Raw genomic sequence first — 16,467 nt, 5'->3', positions numbered from 1 at the left:
TTACGCAGCGCGCTGGCTGTTCTGTGCCTCGCGAACGCTCTCGGCGATGTTGGCCGCCAGCACCGGCAGTCCAAACAGCGCGCCCGCCGTCACCGCCGTCGACATCACATCATTCGCATAGAACGGAATCGCCGCGACGTAGCAGGTCGCGAGCCCCGAGACCGTGTGCGGATAGAGTCCGTCGCCGATCCAGACCATGAAGTTGCTCAGCACGAAGAACGACGTCGAGGAGGCCAGCACCGCGCCCGTAACGCGCAGCATTGAGGGCTTGCCCTGAAGCACTTCATGTCCTATCAGGGAGACCGCCGCGTACCACGCCCAGGTCACCAGATAAGCGCTCGGGTGAAACGCAAAGCTGTAGACATGGGTGGTCAGGTAATAGTCGGTCGCCATCAACGCGAGCACGGCTGCAATCGCATGCCAGCGGCTGCGACGCGCGCCAAAGAACAGCAGACCGCCGCCAACCGCCGTAAACCCGACGCTGGTGGTGCTGAAGGCATGCGGCAGAAGACGGCTCAGAACGGCGAACAAGAGGACAAGATAGGCAGCCATGACAAACCTCGAGGGAAGAAGAGATGCGCGTGAGCGCATGCTCTATGATTGTCAAACTTTACCAGCAACGGGGTCAACCCGGACACCGCCTTCCGGCAAAGTCAGAGGAATGAAGATCATCAACCACCTCCCCCTTTTCCCCAATGAACACTCCGAGTCTTTCCAGCACAGTGGGGGCGAACAGGCCACGTCCACGCCGAAATCGACGTCCTAGTCAACAGTAAGGAGACCGAATGAGGAAGCAACCACTTGCCGTTGCCAGTGGTGTTGCTCTCACACTGGCCATCGCGATGGCGCACGCGCAGCCGCCTCCTTATCCTAGGATTGCTCCGCCACCGCCATCACGCGCAGTCATCCCTCCTACGCTCCCGGGCTACGCCGGGCAGGACGGCTACTACCGCTGGTATGGGGGCCGCTATGTCTGGTTTCCGGAACAGTATTTGCGTCCGCCTAGTGGTCGCATCTGGGTGCCGGGCCACTGGCGCGCCACGTCGCGCGGTTATGTCTGGATCGAGGGCCACTGGCGCTACTACTAAACCGCCCAGGCTGATGGACGCCGGGCAGTCCTGTGCTTCGACCTTCAGGCCCGCCAAGCTATCATCAACGTATGACCTCTGAAGCACGCGCCAAAAACATCAAAGTTCTCATCTTCGACGTCGATGGCACCCTCACCGACGGCCAGATCTTCGTCCTCCCCGGCCCCGACGGCAAGGGAATCGAATCCAAAGGCTTCGCCGCGCACGACGGCCTCGGCATCACGCTCGGCCGTCTCGGTGGCCTGCGCATCGGTATCATCACCAAGCGCAACTCGCAGACCGTCGCCATCCGCGCCCGCGATCTCAAGCTCGAGTTCGTCTACCAGGGCCAGGCACACAAGATGAACGCCATCCGCGATATCCTCGCGAAGACCGGCTTCACCCTCGACCAGCTCTCCTACGTGGGCGACGACATCGTCGATCTTCCCGTCATGCGCGAGTGCGGCCTCGCCATCGCCACAGCCAACGCCCGCCAGCAGGTCAAGGACGTCGCCCACTACATCACACCCAACCCCGGCGGCCAGGGGGCAGGCCGCGACGCCATCGACTTCATCCTCTCCGCCCAGGGAAGCCTTGCCAAGGTCATCGAGCAGTACCTCGACGAGGAGAACAAGGCGGCGGAAGTCGCCGATGTTGGCGTGGGCAATATGTAGGTGAGTTAGCCAGTCGGCGAGTCAGCATCTGCTTCAGCCGCTCAGAATCGCGCTGACTTGCTAACCCGCTGACTGGCTAACTCGCTAAATCCCGGCGAATAAAGATCGAACAAATCCGCGCTAGAATACGGCATGCCCCAGGCCGCCGAAGCTCTCGCGATCCCGACCTCACTTGCCTGGGCGCATCCCGTCACCGCTGAGTGGTTCCTCTCGAAGTTCGGCTCGCCCACCGAGCCGCAGGAGCAGGGCTGGCCCAGCATCCTCGCCGGAGACGCTACGCTCATCTCTGCGCCCACCGGAAGCGGCAAGACCCTCGCCGCATTCCTCGTCTGTATCGACAGGCTCCTCCGCGATGCCATCGCAGGAACGCTCGCGCCCACGACACAGGTCGTCTACGTCAGCCCGCTCAAGGCGCTCTCCAACGACGTCCAGAAGAACCTCGACCAGCCCCTGCGCGAGATTCAGCAGCTTGCGTTCGAACGCGGCTACCTCTCCACCGAAATTCGCACCGCGGTCCGCACCGGCGACACGCTGCCCAAAGAGCGCGCCGCCATGCTGCGTAATCCGCCGCACATCCTCGTCACCACGCCTGAATCGCTCTACATCCTTCTCACCGCGGGCAAGTCGCGCGAGCACCTCCGCCGCGTCCACACCGTCATCGTCGACGAGATCCACGCTGTAGCCGACGACAAGCGCGGAGCCCACCTCGCCCTTTCTCTTGAGCGATTGGACTCGCTGGTCTGCGGCGAAAACCGCCTCTCGCCCGGAGCCTTCCTCACCGGCCTCACCACGCCGCCGCAGCGCATCGGCCTCTCTGCCACGCAGAATCCCATCAAGCTCGTCGCCGACTTCCTCACCGGCGTCCACGAAAACCGCAAGCCTGCCAACATCGTGCAGGTAGGCCAGCGCCGTGAGCTAGACCTCGCGATTGAAGTTCCGAGCGACGAACTCAGCTCCGTCCTCACCACAAAGATGTGGGAAGAGATCTTTGACAAACTCGCCGCCTACACCGAAACGCATCGCTCAACGCTGGTCTTCGTCAATACCCGCCGCCTCGTCGAGAAGATCGCCTTCGCCCTCGCCGAGCGCCTCGGCTCGGAGAACGTCGCCGCGCACCACGGCTCGCTCTCGCGCACCCTCCGCCTCGATGCCGAGCAGCGGCTGAAGAACGGCGAAATAAAGATCCTCATCGCCACAGCATCGCTCGAGCTCGGCATCGACATCGGCGACGTCGACCTCGTCTGCCAGATCGCCACCACTCGCGCTGTTGCCGTTGCGATGCAGCGCATCGGCCGCGCCGGACACTGGCGCGGAGCCATCCCCAAAGGCCGCTTCTTCGCCACCACGCGCGACGACATGCTCGAACAGGCCGCGCTCATCCGCAAGATGCGCTCCGGCGAACTTGACCAGCTTGAGATCCCACCCGAGCCCACCGACGTCCTCATGCAGCAGATCGTCGCAGCCTGCGGGGCTGAACCATGGGACGAAGACGCGCTCTACAGCATGCTCACGCGCGCATATCCCTATCGCAACCTCACCCATGCGCGCTTCGACGAGATCATCACCCTCCTCGCCAACGGCATCGAGTCCAGCCGAGGCCGCTACGGCGCTTATCTTCTCCGCGATGGCATCCACGGTCAGCTCCACCCGCGGCGCGGCTCACGCATGATCGCCATCACCAACGGCGGTGCAATTCCCGAGACAAACCTCTACTCCGTCATCCTGCAACCCGAAGGTGTGCAGATCGCCACGCTGGACGAGCACTTTGCCGTCGACTCCTCGCCTGGCGACGTCATTCTGCTCGGCAATACCAGTTGGCGTATTCAGCGTATCGAGGCTGCCGGGCGCGTCCTCGTCGAAGACGCCCACGGTGCCTCGCCAACGCTCCCTTTCTGGTTCGGCGAAGCTCCGCAGCGCACGGCGGTCCTCTCCACTGGCGTCGGCGAACTGCGCGAACACATCTCCGCACTGACACCCAACGTCACCCCCGGCTACATCTCACCCGCTGACCCCGAGGTCGCTACCGCCGCTCAATGGATCATGGCCAACTGCGGCCTCTGTCCCAGCGGCGCGCAACAGCTCATCGCGTACATCGTCACCGGACGCGCCGTTCTCGGAGCCGTACCGTCGAAGACCACCATCATCGCCGAGCGCTTCTTCGACGAGGGCGGCGGCATGCAGCTCATCCTGCATGCTCCCTTCGGAGGCCGCATCAACAAGGCCTGGGGGCTCGCGCTGCGCAAGCGATTCTGCCGCGGATTCAACTTCGAGCTTCAAGCCGCTGCCACCGACAACGGCATCAACATCGCCCTCGCCGAGCAGCATAGCTTCCCGCTCGCCGATGTCTTCCAGTTCCTCACCGAGCACACCGCGAAGGAGTTGCTCGAACAGGCCTCTCTCGCCTCGCCCATCTTCAAGACTCGCTGGCGCTGGGCCGCCGGCCGCAGCCTGCAGCTTCTGCGCTTCTCCAAGGGCAAACGCATCGCTCCGCAGATCCAGCGCACGCGCTCCGAAGACCTCCTCGCCAGCGTCTTTCCGCAGGCCGCCGCCTGCTTCGAAAACATCGAAGGCGACATCCAGATCCCCGACCATCCTCTCGTTGACGAAGTGATGAGAGATGTTTTGCAGGAGGCGATGGACCTTGAAGGTCTCATCGAAGTCCTCCGCGCCATCAAGGACGGCACCATCCGCTGTCTCGCCGTCGACACGCCCGTGCCCTCGCAGTTCGCCCACGAGCTCCTCAACGCCAACCCCTACGCTTTCCTCGACGAGGCCGGTCTGGAAGAGCGCCGCGCCCGCGCCGTCTCGCTCTCGCGCACGCTGCCCGCAAGCGTCCTCGAAGAAGCAGGCCGCCTCGATCAGAGCGCCATCGACGAGATTCGCCGCGAGTGCTGGCCCGATATCCGCGACGAGCACGAGCTACATGACCTCCTCCACTCTCTCGTCGCGCTCCCCATCGCCTTTTTTGCGGACAACCCCGAATCCCGCCACTGGCCCACGCTTTACGACCGACTGACCCGCAACGGACGCGCCCAGACCATCGACTGCAACGGCATCCCCTGCTGGACCTCCGCCGAGCGTGCCGTCCACGTAGCCAATCTCTGGCCACCGACAGCAGCTTCCTCAATCACTACCCTAGATGCCGTCATTCTGAGCGAAGCGAAGAACCCCCGCATTTTGTCCGAAGCGCCACAAATGCTTCAGGAAAAAATAACTAATGGAGTCGCCAAAGAACAGGCCATCAAGCAATGCGTTCAGGGATGGGTTCAGATCCTCGGCCCGACCACTGCCAATACCTTCGCGGAACACCTTGCGCTCAATCCCTCCGAAATCTTCCAGGCCTTCCTCGCGATGGAGATGCAAGGCCTGCTCATGCGCGGCGTCTTCGAGCGGCACAAGCCCACGCACGATCACGACATCGAGTGGTGCGAGCGCCGCATCCTGCAGCGCATTCATCGCCGCACGCTCCACACGCTGCGCAAGCAGATCGAGCCCGTCACGCCTGCCGTCTACATGCGCTGGCTGCTCGGCTGGCAACACCTCGCGCCACAGACGCAGCTCTCAGGCGAAGAGGGCGTACTCGAAGCTCTGCACCAGCTCGAAGGCTTCGAGGCCCCCGCCATCGAGTGGGAACGCACGCTGCTCCCCGCGCGAGTCGCCAACTACGACCCCCGCTGGCTCGACGCACTCTGCCTCTCCGGAGCAGTTGGCTGGGGTCGCATCTCGCCGCATCCGGCCTGGTCCGCCGCCGACGGAGGCGCGCCGCGCCGCGTCATCCCCACCAACGCCGCGCCCATCACCTTCTACATCCGCGAAACCGCCGACTGGCTGCCCCACGCACTGGCCCGTGAGCGCGTCGAAGAGCCACGCCTCCAGCAGTCGCTCAGCCCAGAAGCCCTCCAGGTCCGCTCGCTCCTCCTCGATCGCGGAGCATGCTTCGCCAACGACATCCAGCGCATCCTCAGTCTCTCGAAACAGCAGACCCAGCGCGCCCTCTGGGAGCTTGCTACAGCAGGCCTCGCCGCCGCCGACGGCTACGACCAGCTTCGCGCCATCATGGACCCCCGCCGCAAGTCCGCAGTGACCAATGGCCCCCAGGGCAAGCGCCCATCGCGAAGCACTGCAGGCCGCTGGTCGCTCCTCACCGAAGAGGCCCACGCCGCACCCACCGCCATCGAGCAAGCCCGCCGCACCGAATCCGCGCTCGAGTCCTACGCTCGCATGCTCCTCGCCCGCTACGGCATCCTTTTCCGCGATCTGCTCACCCGCGAATCCAATGCTCCCAAGTGGCGCGACCTTCTGGGCATCCTCCGCCGGCTCGAAGCCCGTGGCGAACTCCGCGGCGGTCGCTTCGTCACCGCCTTCGGAGGCGAACAATACACACTCCCCGAGGCCGTCGACTCCCTCCGGGCCGCGCGCTCCCGCGACTGCTCCGCCATCATCACCGTCTCGGCCGCCGACCCTGCCAACCTCGCCGGCATCATCCTTCCGGGCGAGCGCGTTCCTGCGATCTCCGGGCGCCAGGTCCTCTACCGCAACGGCTCGCTCCACTCCGACGAGACGCAAGCCTACGAACCCGCAACCGGGCCGCTCGCACCAGCCATCACCTCTTCAATTCTTCCCACGACCCCACCAACAGAACTACCCTTGTTCTAGCGATGCCTGACCCCACTGAGCCCGCGACCGACCCCTCATCTCCGGCAGGAGAAACCTCGCGCGACGCAGCGCAACCTCTCACGCCCGAGGACTTCTACTATGAAGGCCCCTACCTCGTCTTCACGGCGGCCTATCACCTCAAGCGAGGCTACTGCTGCAACTCCGGTTGCCGCCACTGTCCTTATCGTTGAGCCTGACCTACTTCTTATCCGGAGCCAGAGGTGGAAGAGGCGCTGCATCGGCAAGCGAGGTCCGGCTGCGCAGGTCGGTGGCATTCTTCACCAGCAACAGCACTCGCGGGTCCTTGCGATACTTCCCCATCACTCCGTCCGAGCCCATCTCGTGCAGCACGTCGAACCCCGACTCGCTCGACATGGTCAGGTAGTGCAGCATATTCTGCTCGTCGCCGAGCCCCGCGTAGAGCCGCGCCAGTTCATAGCAGAATCGCGCGTGGTCCTCCGGCGAGAGCATCCGAGTCGTAGTGCCAGCGGTTCCATGGTGTTGCAGCATCCCGGGATCGATCTTAAGCGCAATCTCGTACTCCTTCCGGCCGCTGTTGAAGTCTTTCTTGTCGAAGTACGCTGTGGCCAGATTGGAGTGGTACGATGCCGCGTTCTTGTCCAGCTTGATCGCACGCTTGTAGTTCGAGATGGCATAGTTGTAGCGGCCTTCGAGATATTCGATCGCACCCAGGTTGTTCCATCCCTCGGAGTCCTTCTTATTAATCTTCACCACGCGCTGGAAGTACAACCTTGCCTGCTCTGGGCGTCGCAGCTCCAGTTCCGTAATGCCCATCTTGTTCAGTAGTCTTGTCTGATTGCCGCCGCGTTGCATCGCATAACCGAGGTAATCCAGGGCGTCCTCGAGGAATCGCCTCGCGCGCAACACATCTGAAGCCGTCTCCAACTGCGCAGCCGTTGCCGTGGTCGGATCGGGAAGGTGATGAACCACCAACCCCCACGTCGGATTCTCATGGTCCAGAGCACGCGCCTCTTCGTGGCTGAGAGGCTTCTGCGCACACAACGGGGCACATAAAAGCAGGATTCCAAAGAAGATGTAGGGAAGCGACGAGCGGAAGAGCCGAATCATGGCATACCTCCGACAAAGTACGCCATCATCATCCGCCTCCGTCACCCCACTGTCAACAGTCCCTCGTCACTCGAAAGCAGGGATTCGTCACTGCGCAGGTGCCTCCACCAAGGCCGTTGCAGTTGTTGCAGGGGCTTGAGTTGCCGGCCCCTGCACGCGCAACGCGAGCCTGGGGAAGCTGAAGCTCCCGCCCGCGTCGTCGATCACGTTCACCTGGCAAACGTACGTCCCCGGCTTCAGTTGCGCCAGAGGCACATCGAATTGGAACGCCACCGCCCCCCGCTCAGGAGTATTGATTGCATCGGCCTCCACCAACGGAGTCTCGTACACTTTCACGCCGCCGGTCATGAACTCAATGCTCGTCAACACTCGCACCGCGCCGCCCGGCCGCCGCGTCAGCCCAGGCGACGGAGCCGGCGTCGCGGCATCTGTCTTCTGCCGTGCCGGATCGTAAACCTCATACAGGAAGTAGAGATGCTGGTCCTGACGGAAGACATGCGCAACATTCGGAATCCACTCCACGCCATCGCGCACCAGCGGATTTACCGTCTTCTTCGTCGTGTTCGGAGTTCGCTGGCTTGCCAGCACAATCGAGCTCAGCTTCAGCGGAGTCTTCTTCATATCCGGAACCTGCAGGTCGGTCTCGAAGCTTCCCAGCCGCCCCGTCTGGTTTTCGCGCACCACAAACTTCACGTGGTACCGTCCCGGCGCCAGTGTAAAGCCTGTCGAGTACTGGATGTTCTTTCGCTGTACTTGTTGCGACTGGTCCAGCGCCAGCTTCACCGTATCGCGCACGTTGCCGACGATGATGCCCTGCGCATTCTTCACCTCACCGAGGATGTCGATGTTTGCCTTGTCACGGTCGCCATTCTTGAGGAAGGGAATCTGCGAGCCCGGCACGATCAGCGACACCGGCACAAAGAAGCGGTTGTCCTCGATCCTGAAGTAAAGCGCCTGCAAGTAGACCGCCACATCGGTGGCTGGGAGGTCGCTCCTCAGCTCGTCGTTGAGCACCTGTTCGCGGTCTTCGTTCTTCTGGTGCTGGAAGTCGGCTGCCGCATAGTATCCCGGCCTGTACTCCAGCTTCACGTCGTTGCGGTTCAGCTTCACCGTTAATCGCCGGAAACTTCCATCCCGCGCCGTGTTCGTCGAGCGGAACCCGACGATGTAGTAAGCCTCGGTATCATGCTGGATCTGCTGGAATGCGGGAGCAAAGTCGTTCGAATCAAAGAATGCCTTTCCTCCGGTGTCGCTGGAAAGCGTCGCCAGCAGTTCCTGTGAGCCGAAGTTCGAGTCAAGCTGGCTCTGCATCGCCGCCCCGCTATACGCAGCCGTCCCGCGCAGGCTTCCCTTCGAGGCATCGCCCACCGGATTCAGCGCCTGCAGTCCGCGCGAGTCCACACTGTAGATCGCCATGTTCGCCTTCACCGCTTCGTTCGTCGCCGCGCGCAGGCTCGCCTGGTTCTCGATGCCTTGCCGCGTCAGCCCGCCCGAAAAGTACAGCAGGCTCTTGCGCTGATCGACCCGCTCCAGACTCTTCGCAATCGCACGAATTGCATACAACTCCCGGTCTGTATTCAGCGCGTTGTACTCGCTGTCATCGGCCGTATAACTCGAGGCGTCATCCGACGTGCCACTCGAGTCGCCGCCCTCGCTTCCGTTCACAAACCCCGTGCCCTCGCTCCCGTTGTACTTTCCTACGCCCTTCAGCAGCGTGGTCTTGTCTGAAGTGAAGTCCTGGTCCATGGTCAGCCCGGTCGACATGCTCACCAGCGCGACCAGGTCGGCAGGCTGCATCTTCTTGTTGATGTAATTCTGCGCTGCTTCGACGGCTCTGTCCGTGTCCTCCGGCTGCATGCTGCTCAGGTCAAAGAACATCACGATCAGCCTGTGGTCCTTCAGCTGAGTAGGGTCGGTAGCGAAGTTCCGGTTGACGAGGTCCGCGATCGTCGCCTTGCCTGACACGGTCGACTTCTCTTGCAGCACTGCCGCCTCATCTACGTTCTGGTAGTCGAAGGTTTCAATCCTCTGCGGCTTGCCGTTCTCAAAGATAGTGAAGTCACTTGCCTTCAGACCCTTCACCACCTCGCCGGTCTTCTTGTCGCGCACGACGACGTTCGTCAGCACGATGTCGCTCTGCACCTTCAGGGTGAATGTGCCGTCGCCCGCCGCCTGCTGCGCGATGGCCGAGCCTGTACCGAGGCCCGGCGCGCCTGCCATCACTCCTGCCAGCACCGCTGATGTGATTCGCCGCATAACTCCTCGCTAAAACCGGTACCGTGCAACAAACGTGAGCTTCCGCATCGGCGCGGTCGAGGTCACCTGTCCGAACGTCGCCGAGTTCAGCGTCGTGTCGATCCCTGAGTACTGCACAGTGTTGAAGACATTCGACGCCGTCACCCGCGCCTCAAACGACCGAGTCTCGCCCAGCGGCACGGTCCGCGCCAGCGAAGCGTCCACCGAAACCGTCCCCGGCCCCTCAATCGAGCCGCGTGACGCCGTTCCATATCCGTTCGCCGGAGTCGTAAACGCCGCCTTGTTGAACCAGTTCAGGACATTCTGCGATCCGCCAATCGGCTGCGAGAAGACGCGATCCGGCCGCAGCGTATTCGTCGTTCCCGAGGCGGTCTCCGCCGCAGTCGCTAAGTAGTGCGGCGTGTAGTACGTTCCCGTCGCGAAGGTGAAGCCGCCCGAGAGCGAGAAGCCATCGAGCGCCTTCGACCAGAACCCGCCCTTCGAAAGAAACGCGCGGTTCGGCCCGAACGGAAGCTCCGCCACCCACGCCCCTGTCACCTTGTGGCGCACGTCAAAGGAGCTGTTGCCCTCTTCCGCGGCCAGGTCCTTGTCGTTCTGTGCCGGAACCGCTGTCGTCCCGCCAATCGACGATGCATCATCGATCGAGTGTCCATACGTGTACGTCGTTTGCAGCGCGATCCCCTTCTGCATGCGCTTCCGCACATTGACAACCAGCGCGTTGAACCGCGAGAAGCCCAGCGAATCCTCAAAATTGAATGGCTGAGCCGTTGGGTTCAGCACCTCGGCGAACGTGCGGTTCGGCGCCCGCACAATGTCCAAATCGCCGCCCTTGGCCCCGTTATACCCGACGTTCATCACGACGCCCATCGGCAGCGTCCGCTGAATATCGAGGTTCCACACCTGCACCCGCCCGAGCCTGTAGTTCAGGTTCACGCCGTAGTTATTCAGCACCGTCGCCGTCGAACAATTGAAGGCGTTCGCCAGTTGCAGCGCCCCGCACCCCTGGCCGTTTGCTGTGTTCGTCTGGGTCACAGCAAACGGCGGCTGGAACGCCAGCTGCTTGGCAAAGCTCGCATACTGTACGGTGTTGTAGTTGATCCCGTAGCCGCCGCGTATCACCGTTTCTTTGAAGATCTTCGGCTTCGGCCGGTAGGCAAACGCGAGCCGCGGTGAGAACATCGTCAGGTCAGGATTCACCAGCGAGCGTGGAAACCTGCCGCTGTACGGGCCCTGCTGCCCCGGAGTCACCGCAGCGACCTCGGTAAAATCTGCGTTGTGGTCCAGATTGACCAACCGGTCGTACTTCTGCACATAGGGCGAGAAGTACTCGTATCGCAGCCCGTAGTTCAGCGTCAGGTTGGAGAGCACGCGCCAGTCATCCTGCGCGTACCAGTCCCATACATTCGCCCGCAAGTATGTCTTGGCGAGGCCTGCCTGCACCGCCGCCTGCTGCGGCATACCCAGCAGAAAGTCCGCGAAGCTGTTGCCTCCCGTCAGCGTTCCCTTGCTTGCGTTCGGATTCTGCGTCGCATATCCGGTGAAAGTGAACGTGCCACCCACATTCGTTCCGCCCAGGCTGTCCGCGTGGACTCTGCGAATGTCCACGCCGAAGCGCATATTGTGCTTCTTGTACCCAAAGCTCACTGAGTCCGAGAACGAGATCGTCTGGTTGATTGCATCGCTCGGCCGCGCCTCGCTCATACCGGTGAACCCTGAGAACGTGAGTGAAGGCACGCCGTAATAGAAAGGGTTTCCGACGATCGTGTCATTGCCCACGATGATTCCCGCAGTCACCGTCGGATTCGTCGGCCCGTTCGTGAAGTAGTTCGTCGCCGTTGCATGCGACCGGTTCCAGTTCAGCGAAGCATTGTTTGTGAACCGCCCGTACCCGATGGTGTATCCCGCCGTGATACCGTATCCGTCCGTCTGGGTCGACCCCCCCAGCGGAAGAAAGACGTTGCGGTTGTCCGAGGCCGTGTGGCTGTAGCTTCCGTTGAAGTTGATGTTCTGCCGCAGCACTTTGGGAGCGTTCGCCGCCTGCCGCCTGCCACCGCCCCATGGCCCGAAGGTGCCCGCATTCTGCCCGAAGTTCCGCACAAACCGCGCCGCCGCCGTCAGTGCGTTCGAGCCCGCCGTCGTAATCGTCTGGTAGTTGTATCCCTGCGCGCCGGTCGTGGCAATGTTCGGAGCCGGATAATAGCCCAGCAGGGAAGTCGACTGCGGCGAGATACGGTTCGCGCAGATGACGTTGGCCGCTCCACTGCAGTTGAACGGCTGCCCCGTCGCCGGGTCGTAGATCGTATGAGACAGCCCGGAGAAGTCTCCGCTGCGCTCCGCCAGTGTCGGCACCGTGCCGTAATAATTTTGCGGAGTAATGTTCCTCTGTCCTGTCACATTCAAAAACACAAACTGCTTCGTGCTCGGCTTGGTGCGGCCAGGAATGTAGGGCGATCCCGTCAGGCTCACCCCAAACCGGTTCTGGCTATTGGAAGGATTCACCACAGGAGCACCCGTCAGCGAGTAGTTCGTGGCGTTCAGCGCTCCATAGCCTCCCTGGTAGAACACGCTTCCGTGCGGCTGCGTCGGATTGAAACTCCGAAACCCGCCGCCACCACCACCACCGCCGCGTCCACCACGCCCGCCACCGAATCCCCCTCCGCCGAAGCCGCCGGGTCCGCCAAAGCCGCCTGGTCCGCCGACCATCATTCCGCCGAGCATCCCGACCACAGCGTTCGCCATATCGCCCATGGCGCCGCCCTGCCGCTGTGCCTGCGCCATCGCATCCTGAATCCTCTGCCTGATCTCGTCCTCGTTGAAGTTTGCCAGGCCGTTCGTCTGGCCCATCTGCCCGCTCACCGTCACCGATTCCGTAGCAGCCGAATCCGATCCTCCCAGCGAGGCCAGCGAAGGCATCTGCGTGCCCGTATTGCCCGAACCTGCGCTGGCATCCGCCAGATTGTCTCCGCCCGAGGTGAGGCTCAGCGACTGCACCCCGCGCGCCAACCCTCCTGCAACCGCGCTCGCCGCGGCCCTCTGCTGCAGCTGCTGCTGTTCTTCTTGCTGTTCCACACGCGAAGTCAGTTGCATCGCGAAGTCGGCCACCTGCTCCGGCTTTCCGCCATTCTCGCCGGCAGCATTCAGCAACACCTCCTGCGTCGTCGCAGTGAACGCCGCCAGCTCCGCCTTCACGACATACCGCCCCTTGCGCGGAATCGACATCGCGAACCCGCCGCTGATGTCCGTCGTCGTCGCATACTTCTTGCCCGTCAGGGTATTGGTCGCCGTCACGGCCACTCCGGGCAGAGGCGCCGTTCCCGACTTCACCGTCCCGCGAATCGTCCCGCCATCCATCACGGCTCCCGCGGGAGCCGGAGCCGAAGCCGCTGGCGCGGGAGTTGCGGCCGCAGGCGCAACGGGAGGAGCCGCGGCAGGAGTCGCATCCTGCGCGACCGCGCTCATCGCCGCCGCTCCCAAAGCCACCAATACGATCAATCGCCTCACGTCACCCTCGTCTCAGTCTGTGCATCCAAAGACACCGGTCCGATCCGATCCGTCAGCCGCCTTGCCGAATCGCCCTCAGGCAAATCATGATTCCCTCAGCTCTACTGCGGCGCGGGAGGAGTCTGCGGAGCCGCCGCTCCGGAAGGCCCGCCTCCTTCGGCCGCTCTGCGTCGCCGCTGCTGCGTCGGGTCGGAGACACCCAGCTCCGTCGGCACGAACACGCCGTTCTTCACCGCGCCCGGCCCGGCGACCACGTCCCCCACTTTGATGTCGGCCAGGGTAATGCTCTCGCCGCCCGACGAACCCGCACCTGAACCTGCTCCAGCCGTTCCGTCCTCCACCGGCCCGCTGCCGTTCATCATCGACACCATCGCGCGTCCTCTGCGCTTGAAGGACGTTCCATCATCCACCGCAATTACCTGGCTCACGCCATCGGAGCGCGCAATCGTCAGCTTCAGGTTGTCGGCGTCAATCGCCGTCACCTTGCCCGCGATGTACGTCTTGCCCAGGTTCTCGCGCATCTTCTTCACCTGCTCGGCATCCACCACTCCGATAAACAGCGCATGCACTGTCTTCGTCGGAGCATCCAAGACTCCCATCGCGCCCACGCCATCGCCCACCTTGATGTCGGTCACCTTGACGGGCTGCCTGTCCTTGTTCAGCCGCGTGTTCGCGGAGATAGTTACTTGATACACATCGCCTGCGTCCGTCTTGACTGTCAGGTGATCGGCCGCCGTTGCCGTCACCGTTCCTCGCACCATCTGGCCGCCGGCAAATTGACCTCTGCCCTCGCCGCGTCCCTGACCGCTTCCGAAGCCGACGTCCTGTCCTTCCTGCGCATGCATCGCCACCGGCCCGGCCAGCGCCATCGCCGCACAAAGGAAACCTGTCCCCAGCCTAACCCTTCGATCTCGCATACGCGCCTTCCGGGCGTCCGGTTGCGCCCTGAAACCTTTGCCCTTACAGACGTTGCCCCCCGGCGAAAGACGCTTCCCCTGAAGAAAATCTTCACTTTCGCCGGACGATCCGCGCAAGCCCCGAATTACACTACCGCCATGACCGAAGCCGTCCACACGCACCACGAACACCGCACACACGGCAGTCACACCCCGCACATAGAAGGCCACTTCGAGTCCAGTGAGATCGTTCGCGACATCGTCATCGGCCTCTCCGACGGCCTCACCGTCCCCTTTGCCCTCGCCGCAGGCCTCTCTGGAGCCGTCGCCTCCTCCCGCATCGTCGTCCTCGCCGGACTCGCCGAGATCGCAGCGGGCTCCATCGCCATGGGGCTCGGAGGCTACCTCGCCGCACGCGGCGACGCCGAGCACTACGTCTCTGAAAAACAGCGCGAAGAGCGCGAGATCATCGACCGCACGCACGACGAAGAGCAAGAGATCTACGAGATATTCGAGCAGTACTCCGTCCCGCGTGCCAACGCTGCGCCTGTCCTTGAGGCTCTCAAGCAGAATCCCACCGCCTGGGTCGACTTCATGATGCGCTTCGAGCTCGGCCTCGAAGAGCCCGCGAGCAACCGCGCCCATCGCTCCGCCCTCACCATCGCCGCCTCCTACATCGCCGGAGGCCTCATTCCGTTGCTCCCCTACATGCTCGTCCAGAGCAACTTCATGGCCCTCAAACTCTCCGTCATCATCACCCTGCTCGCGCTCGCCATCTTCGGCGCGCTCAAGGGGCGCCTTGTCGGCACCGGAGGGCTGCGCAGCGCCCTTCAGACCGTCCTCATCGGCGGAGCTGCCGCGACCGTCGCTTATCTGCTCGCCAGTCTCCTCAACAACCACTCACACTCTCTGTAACGATGAGCCACCCTCGCGCATCCAATACGAAAAAACGTCGCGAGCGTCCAATCTCCGTTCACCCTGCTTCACCCAAACGAGACAAAGCCATGGCCCTTCCAACTCCCTCGACGACCACTGCAGCCGCGCTTTATACCCGCTACCGCGCTGTTCGCCAGGCCACCATGCAGCTTGTGAGCCCCCTCTCGCCGGAAGACCTCATGGTGCAATCATGTCCTGAGGCCAGCCCCGTCAAATGGCACCTCGCGCATACGAGCTGGTTCTTTGAGACCTTCGTCCTCTCTGAGTTCCTCGCCGGATACAGGCCGTTTCACCCCGACTTCCGCTGGCTCTTCAACAGCTACTACAACTCCCTCGGCGAGATGCCCGAAAAGAAGCTCCGTTCTTCGTTCTCCCGCCCTCCGCTCGAGGCCATCTTCGCCTATCGCGCCCACGTCGACGGCGCCATTGAGAGCCTCCTTCAGCATCCTGCCGGAGACGAGGCTGCCCGCCGCATCGTCCTCGGCCTCGAGCACGAGCAGCAGCACCAGGAGCTCATCGCCACCGACATCAAGCACGCCTTCTTCACCAATCCGCTCCATCCGGCCTACCGCGGGCCCGCCTTCGCAAAGCCTGAAGCCCTCATCGCTCCGCCGCTCGAGTGGGTCGACTTCTCCGCTGGCCTCGTAGAGATCGGCGTCACACCCAGCCCCAATTCAATCGACGCCTTCGCCTTCGACAACGAAACCCCGCGCCATCGCGTCTACCTCGAGCCCTTCCGTCTCGCCACGCGCCTCGTCACCTGCGCCGAGTACCTCGCCTTCATCGACCAGAACGGTTACAACCGCCCCGAACTCTGGCTCGCCGAGGGCTGGAGCATCATCCGCTCTGAAAGTTGGCAGGCCCCGCTCTACTGGCGCCGCGACGAGGCCACGAACTCCGGATGGAGCATCTTCACCCTCCACGGCTTCCAGTCCCTCGACGACCTCAGCGAGACGCCCGTCTGCCACCTCAGCTTCTTCGAAGCCGACGCCTACGCGCGCTGGGCCGGCTTCCGCCTCGCCAGCGAGTTTGAGTGGGAGCACGCCGCCACCACCGCTCCGCCCACGAAGGCCAACATGCTTGAAACCGGTGCCCTCCACCCCACACCCGCGCACGCACTCTCCGGCCTGCAGCAGATCTACGGCGACGTGTGGGAATGGACTGCCAGCGCCTACACCGGCTATCCGGGCTACAAACCCCTCCCCGGAGCTCTCGGCGAGTACAACGGCAAGTTCATGTCCTCGCAGATGGTCCTCCGGGGAGGCTCCTGCGTCACCCCGGCCACCCACATCCGCGCCACCTACCGCAACTTCTTCTCGCCCGCCACGCGCTGGCAGTTCTCAGGCCTCCGCCTCGCACAGGACGCGCCGAGGTGAATTGGAGCTGATCTCG

Annotated in this window: 11 protein-coding genes; 6 read left to right on the top strand and 5 right to left on the bottom strand. The window is 63.1% G+C overall.

Annotated features, from left to right (window positions below):
* The gene (locus OHL16_RS12545) at positions 1-552 is read right to left on the bottom strand and encodes a DUF6580 family putative transport protein (protein WP_263367505.1); all 552 of its coding nucleotides are present in this window, start codon (positions 550-552) and stop codon (positions 1-3) included.
* Between the two features lie 233 nt (positions 553-785).
* Between OHL16_RS12545 and OHL16_RS12540 the strand changes: the two genes are divergently transcribed.
* The 4 genes from OHL16_RS12540 (at position 786) to OHL16_RS12525 (ending at position 6,588) form a co-directional block, all read left to right on the top strand.
* Positions 786-1,088 (top strand): hypothetical protein, encoded by a 303-nt coding sequence (locus tag OHL16_RS12540; RefSeq protein ID WP_263367504.1) that lies wholly within the window; start codon positions 786-788, stop codon positions 1,086-1,088.
* Between the two features lie 71 nt (positions 1,089-1,159).
* Positions 1,160-1,741, top strand: coding sequence for a KdsC family phosphatase (locus OHL16_RS12535; RefSeq protein ID WP_263367503.1), 582 nt, complete (start codon positions 1,160-1,162; stop codon positions 1,739-1,741).
* Between the two features lie 132 nt (positions 1,742-1,873).
* Positions 1,874-6,397 carry a DEAD/DEAH box helicase gene (locus OHL16_RS12530; RefSeq protein WP_263367502.1) on the top strand — a complete coding sequence of 1,508 codons (4,524 nt, stop codon included), beginning with the start codon at positions 1,874-1,876 and terminating at the stop codon, positions 6,395-6,397.
* Between the two features lie 2 nt (positions 6,398-6,399).
* The gene (locus tag OHL16_RS12525; protein ID WP_263367501.1) at positions 6,400-6,588 is read left to right on the top strand and encodes a DUF5522 domain-containing protein; all 189 of its coding nucleotides are present in this window, start codon (positions 6,400-6,402) and stop codon (positions 6,586-6,588) included.
* Between the two features lie 7 nt (positions 6,589-6,595).
* Here the strand turns inward: OHL16_RS12525 and OHL16_RS12520 are convergent, their stop codons facing one another.
* The 4 genes from OHL16_RS12520 to OHL16_RS12505 form a co-directional block, all read right to left on the bottom strand.
* On the bottom strand, positions 6,596-7,486 hold the full coding sequence (locus OHL16_RS12520; protein ID WP_263367500.1) for a tetratricopeptide repeat protein: 891 nt from the start codon (positions 7,484-7,486) through the stop codon (positions 6,596-6,598).
* An 87-nt stretch (positions 7,487-7,573) separates the two neighbouring features.
* A complete protein-coding gene (locus OHL16_RS12515; RefSeq protein WP_263367499.1) occupies positions 7,574-9,742 on the bottom strand; it encodes a VWA domain-containing protein in 2,169 nt (722 codons plus the stop codon).
* 9 nt (positions 9,743-9,751) lie between these two features.
* A complete protein-coding gene (locus OHL16_RS12510; protein WP_263367498.1) occupies positions 9,752-13,243 on the bottom strand; it encodes a TonB-dependent receptor in 3,492 nt (1,163 codons plus the stop codon).
* 101 nt (positions 13,244-13,344) lie between these two features.
* Complete coding sequence (locus OHL16_RS12505; protein ID WP_263367497.1) at positions 13,345-14,160, bottom strand: hypothetical protein; 816 nt, start codon at positions 14,158-14,160, stop codon at positions 13,345-13,347.
* Positions 14,161-14,298: 138 nt separating this feature from the next.
* Here OHL16_RS12505 and OHL16_RS12500 point away from each other — a divergent pair, with 138 nt between their 5' ends.
* Both OHL16_RS12500 and egtB read left to right on the top strand, forming a co-directional pair.
* Positions 14,299-15,054 carry a VIT1/CCC1 transporter family protein gene (locus tag OHL16_RS12500; RefSeq protein ID WP_263367496.1) on the top strand — a complete coding sequence of 252 codons (756 nt, stop codon included), beginning with the start codon at positions 14,299-14,301 and terminating at the stop codon, positions 15,052-15,054.
* An 89-nt stretch (positions 15,055-15,143) separates the two neighbouring features.
* On the top strand, positions 15,144-16,451 hold the full coding sequence (egtB, locus tag OHL16_RS12495; RefSeq protein ID WP_263367495.1) for an ergothioneine biosynthesis protein EgtB: 1,308 nt from the start codon (positions 15,144-15,146) through the stop codon (positions 16,449-16,451).
* Positions 16,452-16,467 lie beyond the last annotated feature (16 nt).

The organism is Edaphobacter bradus, from assembly GCF_025685645.1.
Lineage (GTDB): Bacteria > Acidobacteriota > Terriglobia > Terriglobales > Acidobacteriaceae > Edaphobacter > Edaphobacter bradus.
Note: the sequence above shows the minus strand (reverse complement) of the source record. Positions and strands in the feature narration are given on the sequence as shown.

Excerpts from the sequence above, each read along its gene's own strand:
- OHL16_RS12545 (WP_263367505.1), bottom strand. The coding sequence starts at position 552 with ATGGCTGCCTATCTTGTCCTCTTGTTCGCCGTTCTGAGCCGTCTTCTG.
- OHL16_RS12540 (WP_263367504.1), top strand. The coding sequence starts at position 786 with ATGAGGAAGCAACCACTTGCCGTTGCCAGTGGTGTTGCTCTCACACTG.
- OHL16_RS12535 (WP_263367503.1), top strand. The coding sequence starts at position 1,160 with ATGACCTCTGAAGCACGCGCCAAAAACATCAAAGTTCTCATCTTCGAC.
- OHL16_RS12530 (WP_263367502.1), top strand. The coding sequence starts at position 1,874 with ATGCCCCAGGCCGCCGAAGCTCTCGCGATCCCGACCTCACTTGCCTGG.
- OHL16_RS12525 (WP_263367501.1), top strand. The coding sequence starts at position 6,400 with ATGCCTGACCCCACTGAGCCCGCGACCGACCCCTCATCTCCGGCAGGA.
- OHL16_RS12520 (WP_263367500.1), bottom strand. The coding sequence starts at position 7,486 with ATGATTCGGCTCTTCCGCTCGTCGCTTCCCTACATCTTCTTTGGAATC.
- OHL16_RS12515 (WP_263367499.1), bottom strand. The coding sequence starts at position 9,742 with ATGCGGCGAATCACATCAGCGGTGCTGGCAGGAGTGATGGCAGGCGCG.
- OHL16_RS12505 (WP_263367497.1), bottom strand. The coding sequence starts at position 14,160 with ATGCGAGATCGAAGGGTTAGGCTGGGGACAGGTTTCCTTTGTGCGGCG.
- OHL16_RS12500 (WP_263367496.1), top strand. The coding sequence starts at position 14,299 with ATGACCGAAGCCGTCCACACGCACCACGAACACCGCACACACGGCAGT.
- egtB (WP_263367495.1), top strand. The coding sequence starts at position 15,144 with ATGGCCCTTCCAACTCCCTCGACGACCACTGCAGCCGCGCTTTATACC.